Source organism: Thiorhodovibrio winogradskyi, assembly GCF_036208045.1.
Taxonomy (GTDB): Bacteria; Pseudomonadota; Gammaproteobacteria; order Chromatiales; family Chromatiaceae; genus Thiorhodovibrio; species Thiorhodovibrio winogradskyi.
Map to the genome: position 1 here is coordinate 3161610 of NZ_CP121472.1, position 22821 is coordinate 3184430.

Sequence of the window (22821 nt, forward strand, 5' to 3'; positions counted from 1 at the left end):
ATTGCGTAATAGTTAGCACCGAGGAGCGCATTGTTGCGGATACCGGATACTTGGAGCCCACCAACCGCGCACAGCATTCGTCTCCCAGACTCACACCACCATCACCCAAGGAATCCCGATGCCAGACTACGTCCCGCCGCACGAGCCCGAATGGCTTGCTCCTTTTTTGAGCTATTCCCATGTCAAAAGCTATCCCAAGCGAGTCGATGTCCTGCGCCCAGGCACCCCAGCCGAGACCATGTACTATCTGGTCGAAGGCTCGGTCGCCGCGCTCATCGAGGATGACGACAATCATGAGATCACCCTCGCCTACATCAACCGTGGCGAGTTCATTGGCGAGATGGGACTGTTTTCCAACGCGGTCCCGAATCCGGAGCAACGCTCAGTGACGGTGCGCACCCGGGTGCCCTGTCGCATTGCCGAGATTTCCTATCAGCGCCTGATCCAACTGCTTGATCGCGAACTCAAACCCCATGCCGTCGGCCTGCTGTTCGCCATCAGCCGCCAGCTCTCGGCGCGACTGCGCCAGACCAGCCGCAAGGTCGGCGACCTGGCATTCGTGGATGTCGCCGGGCGCATTGCCAGCGCGCTGCTCGACCTGTGCAAGCAGCCCGATGCCATGACCCACCCCGATGGCATGCAGATTCGCATCACCCGCCAAGACATCGGGCGCATGGTCGGCTGCTCGCGCGAGATGGCTGGACGGGTGCTGAAATCACTTGAACAACAAGGATTCTTGAGCGTCTCGGGCAAAACCATCGTGGTCTTCAACACTCGGTAAATTGCGCTCCGGACAAGGGTGGACGCGCCGGCGCTGACACCTCAGGCAAAGAGTATCTTCAGCTGCGCGCCCGGGTCCGAGGCGCGCATGAAGGCCTCGCCCACCAGAAAGGCATGGATGCCGCGCTCGCGCATTAGGCGCACATCCTCCGGGGTGTGAATGCCGCTTTCGGTCACCAGCAGGCGCTCGCTCGGCACCTGATCGCGCAGCGCCAGAGTCGTCTCGAGCCGCACCTCGAAGTTACGCAGATCACGGTTATTGATGCCCAGCAGACAGGCCGGCGGCAGCGCCAGCGCGCGTTCCAACTCGGCGGCATCATGCACTTCCACCAGCACATCAAGCTTCAACTCCAGCGCCAGGGCGGCAAAGTCGCGCAGCCGCGCGTCTTCCAAACAAGCGGTGATCAGCAGCACGCAGTCCGCGCCCAGGGCACGTGCTTCCGTGATCTGATAGGGGTCAATGATGAAATCCTTGCGCAGGGCCGGCAGGTCGCAGGCCGCGCGCGCCTCCACCAGATATTCATCCGCGCCCTGAAAGAACTCGCGATCCGTCAGCACCGACAGACAGGCGGCGCCACCGGCGGCATAACTTTGGGCAATGGCCGCTGGGTCAAAATCCGCGCGCAGCAGCCCCTTGCTGGGACTGGCTTTTTTGATCTCGGCAATCACCGCCGCCTGGCCGGCCGTGATCCGCGCCCGCAGGGCATCGGCGAAACCGCGCGGTGGCGGAAGATCGCGCAGGCGAGCGCGCAAGTCCGCAAGCGGGCGCCGGGCCACGCACTCGGCCACCTCGGTGACCTTGCGCGCGACTATGGTCTCAAGAATATCCGGGATCTTTGGCATGGGCTTTAAGTCGATGGTCGAAAACTCTGGGTCAGCTCAATCAGCCCTTGCAGCCGGCGGCCGGCCTCGCCGTCAGCCAAGCGGGCGAGCGCCTGTTCGACCCCGGCGCCAATGCTGTCGGCGCGCCCGGCGGCATAAATGGCGGCGCCGGCATTGAGGGCAACAATATCGCGGGCCGGACCGGGCGCGTTAGCGAAAACGGCTTGCAGCAGCTTGAGACTCGCCTCGGGGCCATCGACCCGCAATGCGTCCAGGGGAGCGCGCGTCAGCCCGACATCCTCGGGCGCCAGTTCGTAGTCGCGGATGCCATCGGCTGTCAACTCCGCGACCCGCGTGGGCGCGGCGATGCTGATCTCATCCAGCCCATCGCGCGAGTGCACCACCAGTGCATGGCGGGCGCCCAGGCGTTGCAGCACCCCAGCCAGGGCCGGCACCAGATCATCGGCAAAGACACCGAGCACCTGATTGGGCACGCCAGCGGGGTTGGTCAGCGGACCCAGCACATTAAACAGGGTGCGGGCGCCAAGCTCCCGGCGCGGGCCGATGGCATGTTTCATCGCGGTGTGATGGGCGGGCGCGAACAAAAAGCCCACCCCAAGCTCGCGCACGCAGCGCGCGACCTGATCGGGGGTGATATCCAGGCGCACGCCGGCCGTCTCGAGCACATCGGCACTGCCAGAGCGCGAGGACACCGAACGATTACCATGCTTGGCGACATGGCAGCCGGCGGCGGCAGCGACGAACATGCTGGCGGTGGAGACGTTGAACAGCCCCGCGCAGTCGCCTCCGGTCCCGACAATGTCAACGGTAAAGTCCAGTCCGGAGAGGTCCACCCCCACCGCCAGCTCACGCATCACGGCGGCGGCGGCGGCGATCTCCTCCACGCTCTCACCCTTCATGCGCAGCGCGACCAGCATGCCGGCCACCTGGGCGTTGGTGGCGGCACCTGTCATGATGGCGCGCATCACCGAGGTCATCTGATCCGCGTCCAGATCCTCACCGTCAATGACGCGGGCAATGGCTTGTTTGATATCCATGGGCGGGCTCCTGTTCAGCGCGGCAAATGCTTTAGCGCGTCAAAATGCAATTGCCTTCAATTCTTTACAGTCTTTCAATCTTTCAATCTTTCAATCATCAAGAAAATTCCGCAGCAGCTCATGCCCCTGCTGACTGGAAATGGATTCCGGATGAAACTGCACCCCTTGCACCGGCCAGTCAGCGTGACGCACGGCCATGATCTCATCGCGTTCGCCCCCGGGGTGCTGGGTCCAGGCTGTCACCTCCAGGCACTTTGGCAGACTTTCAGCCTCGATGATCAGCGAATGATAACGCGTCGCCGTGAGCGGATTGGCCAGGCCCGCAAAGACGCCCTGCCCGGCATGATGAATCGGAGAGGTCTTACCGTGCATCACTTCCCGCGCCCTGACAATGCGCGCGCCAAAGGCCTGCCCAATGGACTGATGCCCGAGGCAGACCCCAAGTAGCGGCACCCGACCCGCCGCGGCATGAATGAGCGGCACCGAAATCCCCGCCTGATCCGGCGTGCAGGGCCCAGGCGAGATGATAATGCGCTCGGGATTGTGCGCCAGCGCCTGCTCGACACTGATCTCGTCATTGCGCGCCACATGCACCTCAGCCCCCAACTCCCCCAGATACTGCACCAGGTTGTAAGTAAAGGAGTCGTAGTTGTCGATCATGAGCAACATTTTAATGAACCTACAGGATTTTTACTTGATTTTGTTGTACGTGCCTAAGCACCCTCGCGAACCCCCATTGAGATGGTATCTCACAAGCCATTCGGTTCGAGCAAGGCATGCAGGTTGTCACTGTCGGCGGCTCGCTGCCGCAGCGCTTTCGCATAGCTGGCTTGGTTTTTCGTACAGACCAGGGTATGCGGCGTGCCACGGGTTTCGGTCTTGAGGTCGAGATCGCACTGGGCCTTGCCGATTTCCGCGGTGACATGCTCGCGGGTTTTTTTCACGGCTTTCAGTCGCCAGCTGGCGTCCGTGGGCGAGTCAAGAAAGCGGCCGAGTTGCTGGCAGTGCGTGCACTGGCATCTCAGCTTGGCTGGGCGGCGCCAGTCGGCGGGTGGCTCTATGGGTGCCGCGACGCGCTGGCGCAGCCGTGCGACCATGGCCTCTTTGAGCTGTTCGGCCATGGGTGCGCTGGCGGCCAGCGGGGCTTTGCCAGTCTGAACAGCCAGGGCGGCGGGGATCAGAATCTGGTCGGGATCATACACCTCGAGGTGATACAGAAAGCGCTTGAGCGCCTCTTGGGCGAGATGAACGGCAGGCGGCTTCGCGGGCGTTGGATCAATAGCCTCGCCGATGGACTGATCAATGGAATCGAGGGCGGCCAGGGTGGCGGTGACCAGTTCGGGCGTGACCTTTTGCGGTGCGCCGTGGTAGTTCGGGGCTGGTCGCTCGGTCGGCAGGGCGTCGAGCAGCGTCATGGCGGCGGGCTTGGCTGGCTCGCCGGCCAGTTCGGGCTTGCGGGCGAGCAGGTCCGCGAGCAGCCGCGCGCAGGCGCTGGGATCGCGCTGGGCGTTGCCCTTGATCAGAGCATCGAGCAGAGCGCTGGCATGCTCGGTGGGCAGTTCGCCAAGGAAGGCGACCAGGGGCGGATTGTCCTGCTCGCCATAGCCGCCGGCGGCAATGCACTGCGCGATGAAATCGATCATGGTGCGGGTATCACCAAGTCGATGCAAGGCCATCAGGAATTGCGCACTTTGGCCCTTGCGGCTGGCGTAATGGCGCGCGTGGTCCTGGGCTGGCCAGTCGGCACAGATGGCTTGGGCCAGAGCGCGCGCCTCGGCGAGAGGCTCGGGGCTGCCTGCATCGGCTGTGGCCGCGGCATTGGTGGCCGCTAGCAACTCGCTCAGCCAGGGCAGGCTGACGTCCAGTCCACCTTGGGCAAGCACGGCACCGCGCGCCCCGCGAGGCCAGAGCACCAGGGCGGCGCATTGATACTGGCGCTCGAAGGTCACACCTTCATTGCCGGTTGCTTCGTGAAACTCCGCCTCGGCATCGATGATGTCCTGTCGTCTTTCCGGCGGACAAAGCTCATGATCGGCGAAAGGCAAGGCACCCATGCTTGAGGCACTATCGTCCGGACGGCGCCAGTTGTGCAACTCTTGCACGCATTCGTCCACCTCGCCGATCTCAAAATCGTCATCCCAACGGCTCCGACCGCAGTATTCGGCCCAGCCGGACTCCCGCACCTTGAGCATGGCCAGGTGCAGGTCGCAGTCGGACGCGGCGGCGGCATCACGCAGCATGGCGGCGAGGGTGGCGTCGATGCCCTTGAGCTTGCGAAAGCCGAGCTCGGCCTCGGTGTAGGCGTGCTCCAGGGGCAGCACCAGCTTGCGCGGCCACTTGGCTTGATCCTGACTAGCGTCCTGCCCCTCAATTCGATCTCCCCCCTGCCATTCCCCCTGGCCTTCCCCCCGCCCGTCCACTTGGCTCCACTGGCTGAGCACCTGAGTCAGCGCGCCGCGCGCGCTGTCATGGTCCGGCGCCTGCGGCAGCGGGCCGCCGTCGCGGCGGAACAGGTTGTAGATCAATGCCAGCCGGCATCCATCGGTGATCGGCAGCACTTGGTGGCGGCAGTCGGCATAGAAGGCGGCATAGGCGATGGCGGCCGGATCCTCGCGGCGCAGATCCAGGCGCACTTCGCGGTTTTGGTGTTTCACAATGAGTTCGCCGCCGCTGAACTCGGAGGGCAGGATCATCACCAGAGTGGCGAACATGCCGGGGCATTTCTCGCTGTCGCGGTGACTGACGAAGAAACTGCCCGCGTCGTAGATCAACAGCTTGTAAAGCTCGGCCTCGACCTCACCAGTGACGCCCAGATCCTCGGCGATGCGCGGCATCAGGGCGTCGAGATCATCCAACCAGCGCTGGCCCTCGAGTGTCAGGCGCGCGGCATCGATCTGCCAGGTACGTCGAACCTCGGTATCGACCAGGGTCTCGCTGCCGCGGCCATAGGGCGCCTGCTCGGCCACCTCCACCAGCAGCGAAGCCTGCACTGGCAACAACGGCAGGGCGATGGTGCCCACACCTTCCACCCGCAGGCGCGGCGGGTGCATGTCAAGCGTGCCGGTGGCGTAAAAGTCGCCTGGGCGGTCAATGCGCTTAAGGAGTGCGGCAAGTTGCTGTTGGATGTTCGGCATGGCAAGATCCTGGTGTGCTTTCCATATCTTGGAGTATTTTCAAATGATTCGAGCAGAGCAACACAGGCGACCCGAGGTGCCGTCGCCGCGCTGCTTCAACTAGGCGCGGAATTAGACGCGGAATCCGGTGGGGCACGCCGTAATGAAGTTGCACCCGATGGCAAGCGCTTGGCCTTGCGACACGGGCAGCGAAGCCGCACAATCGTGGCTATTAATCGCATTTTTCCGCGGGACATCCTCAATGACCCTGGCTGCTGAAGACATCGATTTTATCAAGGCCCACATCGGCGAATGGTTGGCCGAGGAATCGCTCGGCAAACCACCAAAGGTCTATGAGCTTGAGTTGCGCGAGCGCTCGGTGCGAATCGAGGAGCAGCTCAAGCATCAACGCGACCTGATTCAAACTATCATCGAGCAGAACGACAAGCGCTTCGATGCCATGCAGACCCAGATGGACAAGCGCTTCGATGCCGTCGACAAGCGATTTGAGGCCATGCAGACCCAGATGGATAAGCGCTTCGATGCCGTCGACAAGCGATTTGAGGCCATGGACAAGCGATTCGAAGCACTCACCCGCCGTATTGATCGCTTCATGTTCTGGTCCCTGGGCCTGACCATCAGCGTTGCCGGGCTCATTATTGCCATGGTTCGCATCTGGCCCTGAATGGGATCCAATTCTGGCCCGGGCAAATCTCCAAAAGGCCGCATCCCGCGAGCACTTACAACAGCACCCGCTCTATGCCTCCCGCGCTCAAGTTCGCGATGAATGCTTGCTGCCAGCCCTCGCCAAGCTGACGGCGGGCCAGCTCGACCACGATGTAATCGGTTGCAAGTCCCGTTTGGTCGGAAAACTTGGCCAGACCCTGCTGGCAGGCAGGACATGACGTCAGCAGTTTGGCCCGGCCATCGGTGACCCGAGCCTCGCCAGCCAGCGTCTTCAGCCCCGCCGCCAACTCCTCGGCCTTGCGCAGCCGCACCTGGTTGGCAATGTCCGGCCGCGCGGTGCCCAGGGTGCCGGCTTCGCCGCAGCAGCGCTCGGACAGGGTCACCGGCCGACCCATGAGTTGACTGGCCACCGAGATGGGTTGATAGACTTTCATCGGGGTGTGGCAGGGGTCGTGGTACAGATAGTGTGTCCCATCGGATGGCGAAAGCGCCACGCCCTGCTCCATCAGATACTCATGGATGTCGAGCAGGCGGCAGCCGGGGAAGATGCGCTCGAACTGATAACGCTGTAATTGATCCATGCAGGTGCCACAGGAGACCAGCACCGTTTGAATATCGAGATAATTCAGCGTATGGGCCACCCGATGGAAGAGCACCCGGTTTTCGGTGGTGATGCGGTGCCCGCGCGCTTCCAACCCGGCACCGCGTTGCGGATAGCCGCAACACAGATAACCCGGCGGTAGGATGACCCGCTCGCCCTGGTGGTAGAGCATGGCGAGCGTGGCCAGGCCAATGTCGGAGAACAGGCGCTCCGAGCCACAACCAGGGAAATAGAAAATCGCGCGCTGGTCTTCGTCCTCGGCTTGCTTGGGATCGCGCACAATGGGAATGCGGGTGCGATCCTCAAGGTGCAGCGCCTCCCGATACCCCTGCTTGGGCAGCTCGACGCGAATTGGCCGGCTGACCAGGTGGCGTGCCTGTTCGAGCGCGCGCGGACGCCCGCTGGTGGCACCCGGCGCCATGGTCGGCATTGTGGTGAGCCCCAGGCGGACTGCGGCCCGATGCGCCAGATTCAGCCCGGCAAAGCCGCCCTGCCCCAGCACCCGACGCAGCAGCCGCACCAGGCGCGGGTCGTGGGCGTTCAGGAACTGCATGGCCGCCCAAGCGCCCGGGTTGGTGTGCTTCTTGCCGCGCTCCACCAGCATGCGGCGCAGGCGCATGGTGACATCGCCGAAGTCGATATTGACCGGACAGGGCGGCTGGCAGTGGTGGCAGATGGTGCAATGGTCGGCGATGTCGTTCATCTCGGCGAAATGCCGCTGGGACAGACCACGGCGGGTCTGCTCCTCGTACAGAAAGGCCTCGATGATCAGCCCGGTGCCGAGAATCTTGTTGCGCGGTGAGTAGGACAGGTTGGCGCGCGGCACATGGGTCATGCACTTGGGCTTGCATTTGCCACAGCGCAGGCAGTGCTTGACATCGTCGTTCAGGGCGCCAAGCTCGGTTTCCTCCAGGATGATGGCCTCGCGCTCGACCAGGCGCAGGGAGGGGGTGTAGGCCAGCTCGAGTCCACTGCCGGCGAGCAGCTTGCCGGGGTTGAAGCGCCCTTGGGGATCGACTCGGGCCTTGTAGTCGGCGAATGCGGCCAGGCGCTCGGGCTCTAGGTAGCGCACCTTGGTCAGCCCAATGCCGTGCTCGCCGGAAATGACGCCGCCCAGGTCGGACGCCAGCGCCATGATGCGGTCAACAATGCGGTCAGCCTCGTGCAGCATCTCGTAGTTGGCCGAGTGCACCGGGATGTTGGTGTGCACATTGCCGTCGCCCGCGTGCATGTGCAGGGCGACGAACAGGCGCGCATCGCGAAGCTTGCGATGAATGCCGGCGAGATGCTCGCGCACCGCCGCCAACTCCTGCCCGGCGAAGAGTTCATTGAGCCGGTTGGCAACCTCCTTGCGATAGCTCTGGCGCAGATCGCGGCGCAGCAGCATGGCCAGCAGGCTGTCGCCCTGACGGCCATCAGTCCGGATCAAGCCGCGCTCTTTCTCGCGCAGCAGGTCGAGATGATCCGCAGCCGGCTCATCGAGCGCGGCAAGGATTCGCTGCCAGCGCTCGCGCGCTTGCCCGACCGCCTGTCGCGCCGCCTCGCATTTGGCGGCGAGAATGGCCTGCGCCTCGGCCGAGTCCTGATGATCTGCCGGCGCCGCCTCGGGCATGGGGCCGGACAGATAATCGAGCACCGCCACCATGATGCGGTCTTTATTGATGATGGATTGCTCGATATTGATGCGCTCGATCGCCCGGCTGTAGTCACCCAGGCGCTCGAGTGGAATGACCACGTCCTCGTTGATCTTAAAGGCGTTGGTATGGCGCGAGATGGCCGCCGTGCGCGCGCGGTCGAGCCAGAAGCGCCGACGCGCCTCCGGGCTGGTGGCGATAAAACTCTCGCCATCGCGCGCGCTGACCCGCTCGCTGACCTGCTCGGCCGCGGCCTTCAGCGCCGCCTCGTCATCGGACACCAAATCGGCGAGCAGCACCATCTTCGGCAACTCGCGCCGCGCGGCCTTGGTGGAATAATTCACCGCGCGGATGTAGCGTTCGTCGAGATGCTCGAGCCCGGCGATCTGGACTTCCGCCAGGGCGTCGATCATGTCCTTGATCTCGACAATGGCCGGCACCGCGCGCTCCAGATCAGCGCCAAAAAACTCCAGACAGAGCGTGCAGCCATGCACCGGCATGCGATGCAGAATAAAGCGCGCCGAGGTGATGATGCCGTCGCAGCCCTCCTTCTGCACCCCGGGCAGATCGCACAGGGCCTTGTCAGTCACATCCTTGCCCAGACCGGCTTTGCGGAAACTCGACCCCGGCACATCGATCAACTCCGGCTCGCCCATGGGCGTCTGGCCATCGGTGGCGAAACGCTGGATGCGAAAACGCACCCGCTCGGCATCCTGGAGCTTGCCAAGGTTATGCTCCAGGCGCTCGACGGTCAGCCAATGCGCGTCCGGGGTCACCATGCGCCAAGAGGCCAGGTTATCCAGCGCCGTGCCCCAGATGACGGCCTTTTTGCCGCCGGCATTCATGGCCACATTGCCGCCGATGCAGGAAGCGTCCTGGGATGTCGGGTCGACCGCGAAGGCCAGCCCCTGAGCCTCGGCGCGCTCGGCCACCCGACGCGTGACCACGCCGGCGCCGCAGTGCAGCGTGGGTACCGGCTCCGCCACGCCGGGCAAGCTCTGCATCTCGACCTCCGACAGCCCATCGAGCTTTTCGGTATCGATAACCGCCGTGCGCGCTGACAGAGGCACGCCCGAGCCGGTATAGCCGGTATTGCCGCCATGAGCGATCAGCGACAGTCCGAGGTCGATACAGCCGGCGACAATGGGCGCGACCTCGGCCTCGCTATCCGGGCTGATCACCACAAAGGGCAACTCCACGCGCCAGTCGGTCGCATCCGTGGCGTGAGAGACCCGCGCCAGGCCGCCGAACTGAATGTTGTCCTTGCGCGTCACTCCGGCCAAGCGCTGCGCGATGCGCCGGCGCAGCGCCAAATCCTGCTCGAAGCCCGCGGCAAAATCCCGCACCGCCGCGCGCCCAGCGCCCAGCAATGCAGCGGCTTTTTGGTTATCGTTCAGGCGCTGCTCGAACAAATCCAGGCGCTGCCCGAGGCCCTCGATCAACTGCGCCCGACGGCGCGAGTTATCCAGCAAATCCTCTTGCAGATACGGATTGCGGTTGACCACCCACATGTCGCCCAGCACTTCGAACAGCATCTGAGCCGAGCGCCCGGTACGCCTTGAACCGCGCAATTCCTCGATCAAGCGCCAGCTCTGCTCACCAAGAAAGCGAATGACAATCTCGCGATCAGAAAAGGAGGTGTAGTTGTAGGGAATTTCGCGGATGCGCCAGGCTGGCGCGGCTGGGGTGGCTGCGGCACTGGGGGTGGAGATGGCGGTTGATTCGGGCTGAGTCATACGGACAGAGACGAGTTGCGGCAGGAAGGCGCAGTGTAACCCAGGCCCCGGCCCGCCCGACAATGCGATCCAGCAGCTGCAAGGACCGCTTGTCCCTGAACCGGAAACAGAAGCTGGAAACAGGAGCTGAAAACAGCTTCGGCGACGCGAACATTCGCACATCAGGTTTGCGAGCGCGCGTCCCGCGCATTACCCTGTGGCGGCGATGGCCAATGCGTCACCCTGCGGCTTCTTGGCCCCAGGTTCCCGGCAATACCGCCGTTTCCATTTTTTCCACCGATGGAGTTACCTGCTCATGCGCACCTGCAAACCAACCCGCGATTTGACCACCCGTCTGCTGATTCCCTCGCTCGCAACCCTGCTGCTTGCCACCGGCGCCCTGGCCCAGGAGCCGCCCGCCGATGCGCCCAAGACCCCAACCGAGGCCTTCATGAAGGAACTCGACAAGAACGGCGATGCTCAGGTCTCGCTTGACGAGGTCAAGGCCCCTCAACAGGCGCGCTTCAAGGAGACCGACGCCAATGGCGACGGCGTCATCACCAAGGAAGAAGCACGCGAAGCCTTTGCCAAACAGGTTCCGCCGGAGATGATGGAAGAGATGAAAAAACGCGGCATGCCGGATCCGGGCGATACCTTTATTCAGAATCTCGATAGCAATCAAGACGGACAGGTGAGCGAGGATGAATTCATCAAGCCCGCGCTAGACTCCTTCGCCCGCATGGACAGCAACAGCGATGGCGTGGCCACCGCCGATGAAGCCACCGTTTTCTTCGATGAGATGCAGAAGGCAATGCAACAACGCATGGAAGAGATGAAGAAACAGCACGGGGAAATGATGGCGCCCCCAGCGCAGCAATAAGCCCCTATCTGATCGGCGACCATTGCGACAGCCGGTCACCGAGCGCCCCATGTGGGCGCTTGCGATTCAGCGATGACTTGCGCGGGGGTTCTGGCCTAAACTCCCGGCAGTCTATTCCAGTCTATTTACCGAGCGTTTTGTTGAGGATTGATCACCATGAGTACCGCACCGACTTCGGGCATTCAAAAATACGGCCTCATCGCACAGAGCTTTCACTGGCTAGTGGCGCTGCTGCTGGTGGGGCTGTTGCTCACCAACGCCCTGCGCACTGGATCGGCCGAGGGTTCGGATGCGCGCATGTTCTGGCTCGGACTGCACATGTCCTTCGGGATTCTGGTTTTTGTGCTGACCTTCGCGCGTATTTTCTGGGCCAAGATCGCACCGCCGCCCGAGTTGGTGGACGCGCCCCAGTGGTCGGTGCTGGCGGCCAAGTCGGCGCACATGCTGCTGAATCTCTCCACCCTGATCATTCCCGTTTTTGGCTATCTGCGTATTGCCTCCAAGGACATTCCGGCGCGCTTTTTCGGACTGCCATTCCCATCCCTGGTCGGTGAGCAGCCCTGGCTGAGTGATGTCATGAGCATTCTGCATGGCCCAGCGATGGCGATTTATTTGCTCAGCCTGGTGGGCCTGCATATCGCTGCGGCCCTGTGGCATCAGTATGTTCGCAAGGATCACGCGCTCGAGCGCATGTTGCCCTGGAGCCCTCCCGGGGCTTGAGCGGCCATCCCAAGCCGCCCAAGCCGCTGACGGCCAATGTGTCAGAGATAGCGCGCCATCATGGCGCGAAAATCAATGCGCGCGCGCAGACGTCGGCACAGCATGAAGGTGCCGACAAATTTGCGATGCAGGAACAGACTCGAGGGATCGGGCAGTTCGCTGAAGGCGCCGTCCAAATACAGTTCGCGCCCACGCTGATAAATGCGCTCGAACAGATCGGAGCTGCCAAAGTCATAGAGCCCCTCGGTGCGCAGCATCTCCCCGGACAGGCGCATGAGTTCGGTCAGGGCATCGACATTCTGCCGCGGCGCATCGGCGCTGAGATAACCGAGATCAACAATGGCCTGGTGCATGGCGGGCACCTCATCGGCCATGCCAGCGGCGGCCAGGCGGCGGAAGCCGGTCACCAATGATGGCGCGATGCGCGCGGTGGCGCCGAAATCCAGCAGCACCACGCGCCCGGACTCGGGCTGATAGAAGTAGTTGCCGAAGTTGGGATCGGTCTGGGCCAACTGAAACTCAAACAGCTCGCGCAGCGTCAGATCGGTCAGCGCGCTGGAGACGCGGTCACGCTCCTGGCGACTGAATTGGTTCTCCGAGAGCCGGTCAATCGACACCCCCTCGATGTAATCCATCGCCAGCACCCGGTTGGTGCTGAGATCCCGATGCACCGCAGGCACCAGAAAGGCCGGATCATCGCCGATCAGCGTGCGATAGGCCTCCAGTGCCTCGGCCTCGGCCTGATAGTCGGCCTCTTGGTGCAACTGGCGGCGCGCTTCCTCCAACAAGGGTCGCGGATCCGCGCCCTTGGGCACCATGCCCAGGGTGCGGGCGAGAAACCCCAGGTTGTCGATGTCGCTGTCGATGCTCTCGCGCACGCCGGGGAATTGGATCTTCAGCGCCAACTGACGCCCGTCGCGGGTCTCGGCGCGATGCACCTGGCCAATAGAGGCCGCCGCGATGGGGGTGAAATCAAACCGGCGAAAGCCTTTGTTCCAGTCGCTGCCCCACTCGCGCTCGAGCACCTGTGCGAGCTGACTGAGCGGCATGGGCTCGGCGCGCTCGCGCAGACTGGCCATGATGGCGGCCGCCTCGGGTGTGAACACATCGGCGCCATCCATGGACATCATCTGGCCCATTTTCATCACCGCCCCGCGCATCCGCGCCAAACGGTCGGTAAATCGCTGGGTGGCGGCGGGACTGAGGCGGATGCGCTGGCCGCTGGCGCCGCGCGTGCGCGCCATGTCCCACAGGCCGCGCGCACCCACGCCAACGGCCAGGTCAGTGGTGGCGCGGCCGATATGCCACAGGCGACTCAAGCGCTGGCTGGGGACGGCGCGACCGCCGTTGTCGGAAAACTGGCTCATTGTTGGGCTCCCTGTCATCCATTCAATGTGTTGCTAGATAGTGCGCCAGTCTGCCCTTTTCGAGTCAACCACCGCCATGACATTCCCCAGTATACCGCTCGGACATGGCCCCGCGTCCAGACGTGCGGTGCTATAGTCAGAGCACCATGACGTCTGACCATGATGGAGTCTGACCATGGTGGCATCACAACAGCAGCGGCCGCGCACGCGGCGGAGAAATCTCGTGGGCACATCTTCCTTTCCGAACCCAAATCATGCTTCAGGTCCTGATCCAGAACTCAAGCACCTGATCGGGGCCGATACCAACAAGGCGCTTGAAATCGCCGAACGGGTGTGGTGGGTGGGACATGTGCTGGCGGATGATCCCTTCCAATGCCATGTGTATCTGCTTGAACAGGGAGATCAATCGGTGCTGTTCGACCCTGGCTCACGCCTGACCTTTCCCGGCACCCTGCGCAAAATCGAGCAGGTGATTCCCTTCACCCAAATTCGCTACTTCGTCTGTCACCATCAGGACCCGGACATCACCGCCGCCTTACCACTGATCGACGCCATGAATGATCGCGAGGACGCCGTGGTGGTCACCCACTGGCGCGCCCATGCCCTGCTGCGCCATTACGGCTTGAAAATGCCCTTTTGGCTGGTCGACCAAAACGACTGGAAGCTACCCTTGGTTGATCGGGAGCTGAAATTTATTTTCACCCCCTATGCGCATTTTCCCGGCGCCATCTGTACCTTTGACCCCAAGACCGGGGTGCTGTTTTCCAGCGATCTGTTCGGCGGCTTTACCGAACAACCCACCCTGGTCGCGCGCGGGGAATCCCATATCGAGGCGCTGAAGCCCTTTCATGAGCACTATATGCCAAGCAATGACATCCTCGGCTATGCCATGGCGCAGATTGAGCGCTATCCGGTGGAAATCATTGCCGCGCAGCATGGGTCCATTATTCCGCGCTCCCTGGTGCCCTTTTTGATCGAACAGCTCAAGCAGCTCGATTGCGGCATTTACCTGCTCGGCCAGGATGACAGCGATATTCGCCGGCTCTCGCGTCTCAATGCCACCCTGCGCGACATTGCCGAGACCATGCTGCTGTATCGGGACTTCCGCGACATCGCCACCCGCCTGCTGGAGCTGGTACAGCGCAGCTTGCCAGCGGAGCGCATTGATTACTACACCGCCCTGCCCGATGGCAAAATTCTGGTGCTCAATCCAGAAAATCGCTTTTCCGGCTCCATTGAATGTGACTCTCCGGAATTCTGCCGCTTCATCGGCCAGGATCGCGAGCAATGGGTGCGCGCGCATCAGGATGATTCCAGCTTTGCCGATCATCACCTGTGCGCGGGCGCCTTTTGCGAGGAGTACAGCGGTCCCACGAAAGGCTCGCGCATTGCCATTCCGCTCATTGGCCCCTCGCAACAGCGCATCGACGGCTTCGCTATCATCAGCTTGCGCGATCGCATTCCAGTGACCAAAGGCATCGAGCAGATCGTCAAACAACTCGCCGACCCACTGCAGGTCGCCCTGGAGCGCGAGGTCATTTACCGGGAAATTGATCAAGAACGGGAAAAAGCCTATCAGCGTTCCATTCGCGATGCCCTGACCGGCCTGTTTACCCGTTTTTACATGCAGGACGTCATGAGCCGCCATTGCGCCCTGCATGATCGCGACCCCAAGGCGGAATTCGCCGCCATCATGCTGGATGTCGATCACTTCAAGCGCATCAACGACACCCATGGCCATGGTGTTGGAGATCGCGTCCTGCAAAGCGTCGCGGCCCTGCTGACCACCTCCAGCCGCGCAACTGACATTGCCGTGCGCTATGGTGGCGAGGAATTCATTGTTTTCGTCGTCGGCCAGGGCCAGCAGCCAGCCATGGCCGCCGCCGAGCGCCTGCGCACCTGCCTGATGGCCGCTCCCATCGACGTCGCAAACGGAAACCAGCTGAAAGTGACCGCCAGTTTCGGCGTCGCCACGCGAGTTCCAGGAGAGAGTCTGGATCAACTCATCAAACGCGCCGATGGCGCGCTCTACCGCGCCAAGGAGAATGGGCGCAATCGGGTCGAGCCCGCTTGATGAAATACGGCCAAGGCTTCCTCAACCTTGGTACTTTTTAGGCTGCCATGCCGCGGCCGCCTTGATCGACCGATGATCGACCCATGATCGACTCGATCTCGGCAAGAGCAGCCAAAAGCAAGAGCCCGGCGCGGGGCCGGGCTCTTGGGTTTCACATCATGACGTTCCGATCAGGATTTTTTCAAAGTCGTCTTTCATGGGTCAGACGTGACCCCTCAGCCGGCTATGAACCCGCATGCATCGCATAGGGCAACAAGGGCAGCAAGCAGACCGCTGCAACCATCCAAAACCCACGACTGTTTGCTTTACGCAGTGCTTCATCACTCATGGTCTTACCCTCATGTGAATGGTTCAAGACGTCTTTCATAGGCCGGGCTTTACTCCACAGCCGGATTAAGAACCCGCATGCATCGCATAGGGCAACAAGGGCAGCAAGCAGACCGCTGCTACCATCCAAAACCCACGACTGTTTGCTTTACGCAGCGCTTCATCGCTCATGGTCTTACCCTCATGTGAATGTTGCTTTTGAGTGAATGGCCGGGGAAGGATTACTCCGCCTTCGAGGAGCAAGATAGGCGCTTAACAGCAGACTTCAACAAATACCAGATTATCTCTCCAGTTTTTCCACGATCCCCCGGCGATGGGTGGTTTGGCGCGCGCTACCCAGCAGTCAACTCGCGACAGGTGACCATCTAGCGGTACACTAGACCGGCCCACTGGTTTAGGAGAGTGCCAAGCAAAATGGATCCCACCACCCTTTGTCCCGGCTGCTTTGCCCTGATCGGCAAAGCCAACCCTTGCCCGCACTGCGGCTTCGACAAAAACGCCCCGCGCCCGGTGCAAGCCTTGCCAGTGCGCACGCTGCTCAATCAGCAATTCCTCGTCGGTCGCGTGCTCGGCAAACCCGGCGGCTTCGGCATCACCTATCTCGCCTGGGATCAACTGCTCGAAGCCCGCGTCGCCATCAAGGAATACCTGCCGCGCGAACTCGCCGTGCGCGCCCAAGACAGCCGCACCCTACACCCGCACAGCCAGGACGAGATTGATCTGTTCCGCTACGGGCTGGAGCAATTCATGGCCGAGGCGCGCACCCTGGCCAAGCTCGACCATCCCAACCTGGTGCGGGTGCGTCAGTTCTTCGAGGCCAATGGCACCGCCTATCTGGTAATGGACTACTACCGAGGCTGCTCGCTCGCCGAGCACTTGGAACGCCAGCCCGACAGTCGCATGCGCGAGCCCGATGCCCTGGCCCTGATGCAGCCGATTCTCGACGGCCTGCGCGCCGTCCATGCCAAGGGCTTTCTGCACCGCGACATCAAGCCACAGAACATCTACCTGGCTCAGACCGACTCCGGCGGCGTGCGCCCCATCCTGCTCGACTTCGGCGCCGCCCGCCAAGCGATGGGCGAGCGCTCCCGCTCGCTGTCCGTGGTCATCAGCCCCGGCTATGCGCCCTTCGAGCAATACCACCGCAAAGGCCAGCAAGGCCCGGCGACCGACATCTATGGCGCGGCGGCGGTACTGTATCGAATGCTGACCGGCGTGGTTCCGCCGGAGGCGACCGAGCGCATGGCGGGGGATGACTTGCGCCCGGCGGCGGATTTTGGAGTGAGTGCGCCGGTAAGCGCGGCGCTGGAACAGGCGCTGGCGATGAGCGTGGAGGCGCGGCCGGGGACGGTTGCAGGGTTTCAGGAGGTGCTTATGCCGCCGATGGCGCGCCCCGAACCCGGGCTTCCAAGGGGAGCCGCGCTGCCGCGTCGCAACGAGCCGGAACACCAACAACAGCTCACGGGCGATGAGAATCTGAGGAAACCATCGCAGACGACGCCCACGACAGCTTCACCTCACGGTTGCCTGTCCTGGATTGGATTAGGAGTCATCATCGTTGGACTCTCGGTCGGTCTTGTGATCATGGAAACGCCTCCGCGTCCTCCCCAGATGGAAGAACGCTACAGCGATCATGGTGACGGTACTTTGACTGATCTCACCACCGGCTTGCAGTGGATGCGCTGTAGCCTCGGGCAGGAATGGACTGGATCGACCTGCGCGGGATCGGCGGAGTTAATGACTTGGGATGCCATCATGACGAATGGACAACAGAAAACCTGGCCGGAGTTTGCCGGTTACGGCGATTGGCGGGCGCCGACCATCGAGGAATTGAGGACGCTTATCTACTGTTCGAGTGGTCAACCCGCCTATTGGCCAGCAAAGGATTGCAGCGGGAATTACACTCAACCAACAATCCACTCAATGGCTTTTCCGAATACGTCACCCGATTGGTTTTGGTCAGTCTCGCCGAATGCCAGCAACTCGGACTACGCGTGGTACCTGAGCTTCTACAGAGGGACTGACGGCTACAACTTTGAGGGCAACTACTGCCAGGTCAGGTTAGTGCGCAGCGGACAGTGATTTTGTTCTTTGTATTTGCGCGCGCGATCCCATCACCCTACGAACTTGGCGACTGAATGAAGAGCGCACGCAGGGCATCATTAACGCGCGTCTGCCAGCCGGGGCCGGTGGCCTCCATTGCAGCCAGCACGTCGTTATCTAAGCGGATAGTGGTCGAGATTTTGCGCACCTGCACCGACGAGCCGCCCACGCGCAGTCGAGGTTTGAAGGTCGCCCATTCTTGTTCAGTCAGCGGGCGCGCATCGGGGTCTGAAAGAGCAGCGGTCGTGATGGTCGCGTCCTCTTCCTCGGTTGGAAAAATGGTTTCTGGCTTAAGCGCTGGCATAGCGGTTAATCTCGGTTAGCCTGGTGCCGAGGCTCTGCCTCGGTGCCTAGTATTGCGGCTCCGCCGCAGATGCAATAACGGTATGACCCTGATCAATTCCATGGAGGCATCACGCTCTGGCCAGATTACTATCACAACTACCAGCGGCAGAGCCGCTAAAAAGACGTGCCGAGGCGGAGCCTCGACACGAGGGTAGAGGATAAGCATCCTGGCTGATGCGTTGCGCTTATCCGCCCTACCTGTTCCATGCCATGACTGCGAATGAGCTGTTCGAAGATGCGATTTAACCCATGATCCGCCCAGCAAGCCCAACTCAGCGCACGCTCATCTGCCTGGCTGCCCTAACCACACTGCTCGCCACCCCACCCATCCACGCCCGCGACGAAGCCACCCGCGCGCGCATGGATGCCGCCACCCTGCGCGTGCTCTGCCTGAGCGAAGACGGCAATGAGCTGGGCGCCGGCTCGGGCTTTGTGATCGGCAGCGGGCGGCATGTGGTGACCAACTGGCATGTGGTTGAATGCACCGCCGAGGGTGGCGAGGCTGCGGTGCTGCTCTCCGCCGCCGAGCGCAACGCGGACGGCGATCCGGTGGTGTCGGTGCGGGTGGCCAGCGCCGATGCGAAGCGCGATCTCGCCATCCTGGCACTGGAGCGCCCGTTGCGCCGCCCGGCGGTCACCTTCGCCACCGCCGAGAGCGTGCGCAAACTCGATCTGGTGATCGCCTATGGCTTCCCCGGCGTGGCCGATCGCGAGGACGCCGGCGACTTCGCCGATCCGAGTGCCACCACCGGCGTGGTCAGCCGCATCGACGCAAGCGCGCCGGGCGCCGATCTGCCCCGGCTGATTCAAACCGACGCTGCCATCAACCCCGGCAACTCCGGCGGCCCACTGTTTGATGCCGCCGGTCGCGTCATCGGCATCAACACCCTGAAGGCGCTGACCGAAGTCGCCAGCAGTGACCCCGAGGCCGGAGACCTCCTAGTGCGCGTGCCGCTCGGCGAGGGCATCGGCTGGGCGGTGGTCAGCGACGAATTGTTCCCCACGCTCGACCGCCTCGGCATCCCCTACCGGGTCGAATCCAGCCGGCCCGATGCGAACACAACCGGTCTGCCAGCCGCCGTCTGGCTGACCATCGCCCTATCGCTCCTGACCCTGATGCTGGCGCTCTCGTTCGCCCGTCGCACCCAAGCCGCTGCCAGCAAGGCCCTCGGCAACCAGAGCGCAAGTCCGGCCAACGCACCCCGGCCAACAGCGCCCGCCAAACCAACACCCAGCCCAAGCGGCCAGCCGCAGTTGCACGGCATCGCCGGGCCTTACTCCGGCGTCAGTGTGCCGCTCGGCGCCCGCCCCATCGCCATCGGGCGCGATCCGGCCATGGTGCAACTGGTGATTCCCGCCGACTTCGGGCGCGTCAGCAAACGCCACGCACTGATCGGCTATGATCGCAAGCAGGGCCAGTTCCAGATTGAGGACTGCTGGTCCTCCCACGGCACCTTCGTCAACGGCGAGCCGCTACCACTCGGCGGTTCGACCACCCTGGCCCCCGGCGGGCGCGTCGATCTCGCTTCCGCCGAGGTCGCTTTCGAGGTGATTTTGACATGACAAGACTCCGCTTTCGCACCGCCCAACTCAGCGCCGCCGGCGGTCGCCAAGTCAACGAAGACGCCATCGCCCAAGGCGCGGGCTGCTGGGCACTGGCCGATGGACTCGGCGGCCATGGTGGCGGTGAAGTCGCCGCACGCCTCGCCGTCGATGCGGCTTTGGCTGCACTGAAAGACCGCCAGCCCGAACCGCAGGCACTGAACGAGGCCATCGCCGCAGCCCATCAAGCCGTGGTCAACAGCCAGCAGGACGCACCGCGCCTGGTCGGCATGCGCACCACCCTGGTGCTGCTCGTGAGCGACGGCCAGCACGCCGCCTGGGCGCATGTCGGCGACAGTCGGCTCTATGGCTTTCGCGCCGGCAAGCTGTGGATGCAAACCGCCGATCACAGCGTGCCCCAAGTGCTGGCCCTGGCCGGGGAAATCACCCCCGAGCAGATTCGCGGCCACGAAGACCGCAACCGCCTGCTGCGCTGCCTCGGCCAGGAGCGCCCGCCCAAACCCGCGCTCAATCCCGAGCCGAACCAAGACCCGATCGCGCTGCAACCCGGCGATGTCTTCCTGCTGTGCAGCGACGGCTTCTGGGAGGGGATCGACGAAGCGCGGATGCAGCTGTCCCTCGCTCAAGCCACCGACCCCGGCGCCTGGCTCGCGACCCTGGAACAACACCTGCTCGCCCAGGCCGAGCCCGGTCACGACAACTACAGCGCCCTGGCCATCTTCGTCGACGGCCCCGCCCCCTGATGCTCAAACGCCGCAGCCGCGAGATTTCCATCTTCAACCTGTCGCTGCTCGATGTGTTCGCGAGCGCGATGGCCGCCTTTTTGATCATCATGATCATCCTGCTACCCTACTACGAGCGCGACGCCATCGCCGAGCAGGCACGAATCGTGGAGCTTGAGCGGGCGCTGGAGTCAAGTCAGAACGCGCAAGCCCAGGCCGAGGCCGCGCGGGACGCAGCGGAAGCCCAAGCCCAAAGCGCACGCGCCGAGGCCGAACGCGAACGCCAGCGCGCCGACAGCCTCGCCAGCCGACTCGCGCGCACCTTCCTGGTGCTCTACATCCGCTGGAACACCAGAGACGATGTCGATCTGCATGTCATCGACCCCAGCGGCGCGGAGTTCTATTTCGAGCACAAAACCCGTCCAGGCCGCCCCGGAGAACTGAGCGAAGATACCGTCAACGGCCCAGGCAACGAAGTCTGGGAAGTGCGCGACACTCCACCCGGCGGTTACCGCATCTTTGCCCGGCTCTATAAGGTCAAGGACACCCGCAAGCCCGTCGAGGTCCAGGGCCGGGTCTTCCACCGCGATGGCAGCAACCCCTTCCCAACCGTGCGACTGCGAGAAACCGGCGATTCAGTGCTAATCACCACCATCCATGTCGATGAGGATGGCAATGTGGAGCTGCGCTAGCTTCAACCCTCAACCAGCACCACACAGCTATCCATGCGAACAGACAAAGAAATCTACCTGCTCTTGCGCAGCGATGAGGAATTCCTGCGCATTCTCTGCGGCGGCCTGCGCATTGCTGGTCCCTATCAATTCGACGCCATCGACCTCAAGGCCCTGGAGCGCCGCCTCGACGGCGTCGTCCAGCCCGCCAACGAACAAGAACCGATGCACGCCATTGAAGTCCAAGGCTGGTGCGACCCAAGCATTTACTCCCGCATGCTCATCGACATGGGCCTGCTGATGAAAGCGCATCCAAAACGCGAGGTGCGCGGACTGCTGCTCTTCCTCATCCCGGAGCACGACCCTCAAACCCCGCCCTGGTCCGCCCTGATCGAGCGCGATCCCGACCCGCCCATCCGCCGGGTCTATCTGATCGACATCCTGCACGACCTTGAGCAACGCGATCCCAACCACCCGCTGCTGGCCACCTTCCTACCCTTCCTGATCGAAGACCAAACCCAGTTGCGCGCACAAGCCCCATCGGCCTACCGTATCATCCAACAAGCGCCCCTTTCAGAATCGGCCCGGCGCCAATGCCAGGACGTGTTTCAATCCTGGATCACCGCCCGCTTCCCGACCCTAACCAGCGAGGAGATTCTCACCATGCTCGGCGAACTCACCCCCTTGGAACAAACCCGCGCCTACCAGGACATCGTCGCCAGAAATCGACCAATCTGGGTCAAAGAGGGCCGCAACCAAGGCCACGACCAAGGCCGCAAGGAAGGCCGCAAGGAGGAAGCCAGCGGTTTCGTCCGCCGCCTACTCACCCGCCGCCTCGGCAGGCTCACGGTCACCCAGCAGCAGCGTCTCGAAACACTCACCTTGGAGCAACTCGAAGCCCTTGGCGAAGCCCTACTCGACTTCACCAGCGCCACCGACCTGAACACATGGCTGGATGAAGAGGATCAGCGCTCCAGCTAAGACTCCAAACCGCATATCCATCAAGCACAAGCACCACAAGCCGCTAGCGAATTAGTGGTCGCGAAGGCATCTCGCGGTAACGAGAAACAATGCCAGTCTTGTTATGTACGTCCATTTAGCGCAACAATACAGCTTGTGTTTCTGTCTTGGAGTCTTCGATGAACCAGTTTGGGACAAAAGAGTGTAGGCTTCACATCCGCTGCGATGAGCGCACCCGGCAGGTGCTGGACAAGGCTGCCGGCTATACACATACCAATCTCTCGGCTTTTGTTCTCAATCAAGCCCTGGCTGCTGCGGAGCGCATTCTGGGTGAACAAGAGTCGATCACGCTCCAACAAGAGGATTTTCTGGCTTTTCTTACCGCACTCGACACGCCGTCCGAACCCAATGCTGCGCTGGTGCGTGCCTTTGAGCGCCATGCAGAACAGGTGGTCTAGGCTTGAGTTTCGTCATTCAAGCGCTGGATGGTGCAGTAAAAACCGACCTCTTTCACTGCGGTGCGTCAAATTTGTTCTTTATCTGCGGCGCTATGCGTCCCAAGATGTGCGGCGAGGCATTGCCCGCGTTTTCGTCGCTACTCCGCCAGATGAGACACAGCGTCCCGTCGGCTTTTTCGCGCTGAGTGCGGGCAGTATTCGTGCAGAGGCGTTACCGCCTG

The 22821-nt window shown here is 62.6% G+C and carries 18 protein-coding genes; 11 read left to right on the forward strand and 7 right to left on the reverse strand.

Annotated elements, in window-relative coordinates; genetic code table 11:
• Positions 1 to 118: 118 nt before the first annotated feature.
• Positions 119 to 781: a cAMP-activated global transcriptional regulator CRP gene (crp, locus tag Thiowin_RS14320; RefSeq protein WP_328983683.1), complete on the forward strand. Its 663-nt coding sequence runs from the start codon at positions 119 to 121 to the stop codon at positions 779 to 781.
• Between the two features lie 41 nt (positions 782 to 822).
• Here crp and trpC read toward each other — a convergent pair whose 3' ends face one another.
• The 4 genes from trpC to Thiowin_RS14340 form a co-directional block, all read right to left on the reverse strand.
• On the reverse strand, positions 823 to 1623 hold the full coding sequence (gene trpC / locus Thiowin_RS14325; protein WP_328983684.1) for an indole-3-glycerol phosphate synthase TrpC: 801 nt from the start codon (positions 1621 to 1623) through the stop codon (positions 823 to 825).
• 5 nt (positions 1624 to 1628) lie between these two features.
• On the reverse strand, positions 1629 to 2660 hold the full coding sequence (gene trpD, locus Thiowin_RS14330; RefSeq protein WP_328983685.1) for an anthranilate phosphoribosyltransferase: 1032 nt from the start codon (positions 2658 to 2660) through the stop codon (positions 1629 to 1631).
• Between the two features lie 90 nt (positions 2661 to 2750).
• Positions 2751 to 3329 (reverse strand): anthranilate synthase component II, encoded by a 579-nt coding sequence (locus Thiowin_RS14335; RefSeq protein ID WP_328983686.1) that lies wholly within the window; start codon positions 3327 to 3329, stop codon positions 2751 to 2753.
• Between the two features lie 80 nt (positions 3330 to 3409).
• On the reverse strand, positions 3410 to 5794 hold the full coding sequence (locus tag Thiowin_RS14340) for a 2OG-Fe(II) oxygenase (RefSeq protein WP_328983687.1): 2385 nt from the start codon (positions 5792 to 5794) through the stop codon (positions 3410 to 3412).
• Positions 5795 to 6035: 241 nt separating this feature from the next.
• Here Thiowin_RS14340 and Thiowin_RS14345 point away from each other — a divergent pair, with 241 nt between their 5' ends.
• Positions 6036 to 6458 carry a hypothetical protein gene (locus Thiowin_RS14345; protein WP_328983688.1) on the forward strand — a complete coding sequence of 141 codons (423 nt, stop codon included), beginning with the start codon at positions 6036 to 6038 and terminating at the stop codon, positions 6456 to 6458.
• Positions 6459 to 6513: 55 nt separating this feature from the next.
• Here Thiowin_RS14345 and Thiowin_RS14350 read toward each other — a convergent pair whose 3' ends face one another.
• Positions 6514 to 10431 (reverse strand): DUF3683 domain-containing protein, encoded by a 3918-nt coding sequence (locus Thiowin_RS14350; protein ID WP_328983689.1) that lies wholly within the window; start codon positions 10429 to 10431, stop codon positions 6514 to 6516.
• A 295-nt stretch (positions 10432 to 10726) separates the two neighbouring features.
• Between Thiowin_RS14350 and Thiowin_RS14355 the strand changes: the two genes are divergently transcribed.
• Together Thiowin_RS14355 and Thiowin_RS14360 are read left to right on the forward strand one after the other, a co-directional pair.
• Complete coding sequence (locus Thiowin_RS14355; protein WP_328983690.1) at positions 10727 to 11290, forward strand: EF-hand domain-containing protein; 564 nt, start codon at positions 10727 to 10729, stop codon at positions 11288 to 11290.
• Positions 11291 to 11446: 156 nt separating this feature from the next.
• Positions 11447 to 12010, forward strand: a complete 564-nt coding sequence (locus Thiowin_RS14360; RefSeq protein ID WP_328983691.1) for a cytochrome b — start codon at positions 11447 to 11449, stop codon at positions 12008 to 12010.
• 41 nt (positions 12011 to 12051) lie between these two features.
• On the opposite strand, the gene Thiowin_RS14365 is transcribed toward Thiowin_RS14360, so the two are convergent.
• A complete protein-coding gene (locus tag Thiowin_RS14365; RefSeq protein WP_328983692.1) occupies positions 12052 to 13377 on the reverse strand; it encodes an ABC1 kinase family protein in 1326 nt (441 codons plus the stop codon).
• A gap of 223 nt (positions 13378 to 13600) precedes the next feature.
• Here Thiowin_RS14365 and Thiowin_RS14370 point away from each other — a divergent pair, with 223 nt between their 5' ends.
• Both Thiowin_RS14370 and Thiowin_RS14375 read left to right on the forward strand, forming a co-directional pair.
• Positions 13601 to 15451: an oxygen-binding di-iron domain-containing protein gene (locus Thiowin_RS14370; protein ID WP_328983693.1), complete on the forward strand. Its 1851-nt coding sequence runs from the start codon at positions 13601 to 13603 to the stop codon at positions 15449 to 15451.
• Positions 15452 to 16192: 741 nt separating this feature from the next.
• Complete coding sequence (locus Thiowin_RS14375; RefSeq protein WP_328983694.1) at positions 16193 to 17860, forward strand: protein kinase domain-containing protein; 1668 nt, start codon at positions 16193 to 16195, stop codon at positions 17858 to 17860.
• A gap of 37 nt (positions 17861 to 17897) precedes the next feature.
• Here Thiowin_RS14375 and Thiowin_RS14380 read toward each other — a convergent pair whose 3' ends face one another.
• A complete protein-coding gene (locus Thiowin_RS14380; RefSeq protein WP_328983695.1) occupies positions 17898 to 18185 on the reverse strand; it encodes a BrnA antitoxin family protein in 288 nt (95 codons plus the stop codon).
• Positions 18186 to 18475: 290 nt separating this feature from the next.
• Here Thiowin_RS14380 and Thiowin_RS14385 point away from each other — a divergent pair, with 290 nt between their 5' ends.
• The 5 genes from Thiowin_RS14385 to Thiowin_RS14405 all read left to right on the forward strand — a co-directional run bounded on the left by Thiowin_RS14385 (position 18476) and on the right by Thiowin_RS14405 (position 22600).
• Positions 18476 to 19789 (forward strand): trypsin-like peptidase domain-containing protein, encoded by a 1314-nt coding sequence (locus Thiowin_RS14385; protein WP_328983696.1) that lies wholly within the window; start codon positions 18476 to 18478, stop codon positions 19787 to 19789.
• Complete coding sequence (locus Thiowin_RS14390) at positions 19786 to 20532, forward strand: PP2C family protein-serine/threonine phosphatase (protein WP_328983697.1); 747 nt, start codon at positions 19786 to 19788, stop codon at positions 20530 to 20532. The genes Thiowin_RS14385 and Thiowin_RS14390 overlap by 4 nt, the downstream gene beginning before the upstream one ends.
• Entirely contained in the window at positions 20532 to 21203 is a 672-nt protein-coding gene (locus Thiowin_RS14395; protein WP_328983698.1) for a YfaP family protein, read from the forward strand. Before Thiowin_RS14390 ends, Thiowin_RS14395 begins: the two co-directional genes overlap by 1 nt.
• Positions 21204 to 21236: 33 nt before the next feature.
• Positions 21237 to 22163 (forward strand): DUF2887 domain-containing protein, encoded by a 927-nt coding sequence (locus Thiowin_RS14400; RefSeq protein ID WP_328983699.1) that lies wholly within the window; start codon positions 21237 to 21239, stop codon positions 22161 to 22163.
• 158 nt (positions 22164 to 22321) lie between these two features.
• Positions 22322 to 22600 (forward strand): type II toxin-antitoxin system TacA family antitoxin, encoded by a 279-nt coding sequence (locus Thiowin_RS14405; protein WP_328983700.1) that lies wholly within the window; start codon positions 22322 to 22324, stop codon positions 22598 to 22600.
• Positions 22601 to 22821: the final 221 nt, after the last annotated feature.

What these genes read in the sequence shown, in the direction of transcription:
- crp (WP_328983683.1), top strand. Translation starts at nt 119, where the DNA reads ATGCCAGACTACGTCCCGCCGCACGAGCCCGAATGGCTTGCTCCTTTT.
- Thiowin_RS14350 (WP_328983689.1), bottom strand. Translation starts at nt 10,431, where the DNA reads ATGACTCAGCCCGAATCAACCGCCATCTCCACCCCCAGTGCCGCAGCC.
- Thiowin_RS14385 (WP_328983696.1), top strand. Translation starts at nt 18,476, where the DNA reads ATGATCCGCCCAGCAAGCCCAACTCAGCGCACGCTCATCTGCCTGGCT.
- Thiowin_RS14380 (WP_328983695.1), bottom strand. Translation starts at nt 18,185, where the DNA reads ATGCCAGCGCTTAAGCCAGAAACCATTTTTCCAACCGAGGAAGAGGAC.
- Thiowin_RS14390 (WP_328983697.1), top strand. Translation starts at nt 19,786, where the DNA reads ATGACAAGACTCCGCTTTCGCACCGCCCAACTCAGCGCCGCCGGCGGT.
- Thiowin_RS14405 (WP_328983700.1), top strand. Translation starts at nt 22,322, where the DNA reads ATGAACCAGTTTGGGACAAAAGAGTGTAGGCTTCACATCCGCTGCGAT.
- Thiowin_RS14400 (WP_328983699.1), top strand. Translation starts at nt 21,237, where the DNA reads ATGCGAACAGACAAAGAAATCTACCTGCTCTTGCGCAGCGATGAGGAA.
- Thiowin_RS14335 (WP_328983686.1), bottom strand. Translation starts at nt 3,329, where the DNA reads ATGTTGCTCATGATCGACAACTACGACTCCTTTACTTACAACCTGGTG.
- Thiowin_RS14375 (WP_328983694.1), top strand. Translation starts at nt 16,193, where the DNA reads ATGGATCCCACCACCCTTTGTCCCGGCTGCTTTGCCCTGATCGGCAAA.
- Thiowin_RS14355 (WP_328983690.1), top strand. Translation starts at nt 10,727, where the DNA reads ATGCGCACCTGCAAACCAACCCGCGATTTGACCACCCGTCTGCTGATT.
- Thiowin_RS14360 (WP_328983691.1), top strand. Translation starts at nt 11,447, where the DNA reads ATGAGTACCGCACCGACTTCGGGCATTCAAAAATACGGCCTCATCGCA.
- trpC (WP_328983684.1), bottom strand. Translation starts at nt 1,623, where the DNA reads ATGCCAAAGATCCCGGATATTCTTGAGACCATAGTCGCGCGCAAGGTC.
- Thiowin_RS14395 (WP_328983698.1), top strand. Translation starts at nt 20,532, where the DNA reads ATGCTCAAACGCCGCAGCCGCGAGATTTCCATCTTCAACCTGTCGCTG.
- trpD (WP_328983685.1), bottom strand. Translation starts at nt 2,660, where the DNA reads ATGGATATCAAACAAGCCATTGCCCGCGTCATTGACGGTGAGGATCTG.
- Thiowin_RS14365 (WP_328983692.1), bottom strand. Translation starts at nt 13,377, where the DNA reads ATGAGCCAGTTTTCCGACAACGGCGGTCGCGCCGTCCCCAGCCAGCGC.
- Thiowin_RS14345 (WP_328983688.1), top strand. Translation starts at nt 6,036, where the DNA reads ATGACCCTGGCTGCTGAAGACATCGATTTTATCAAGGCCCACATCGGC.
- Thiowin_RS14340 (WP_328983687.1), bottom strand. Translation starts at nt 5,794, where the DNA reads ATGCCGAACATCCAACAGCAACTTGCCGCACTCCTTAAGCGCATTGAC.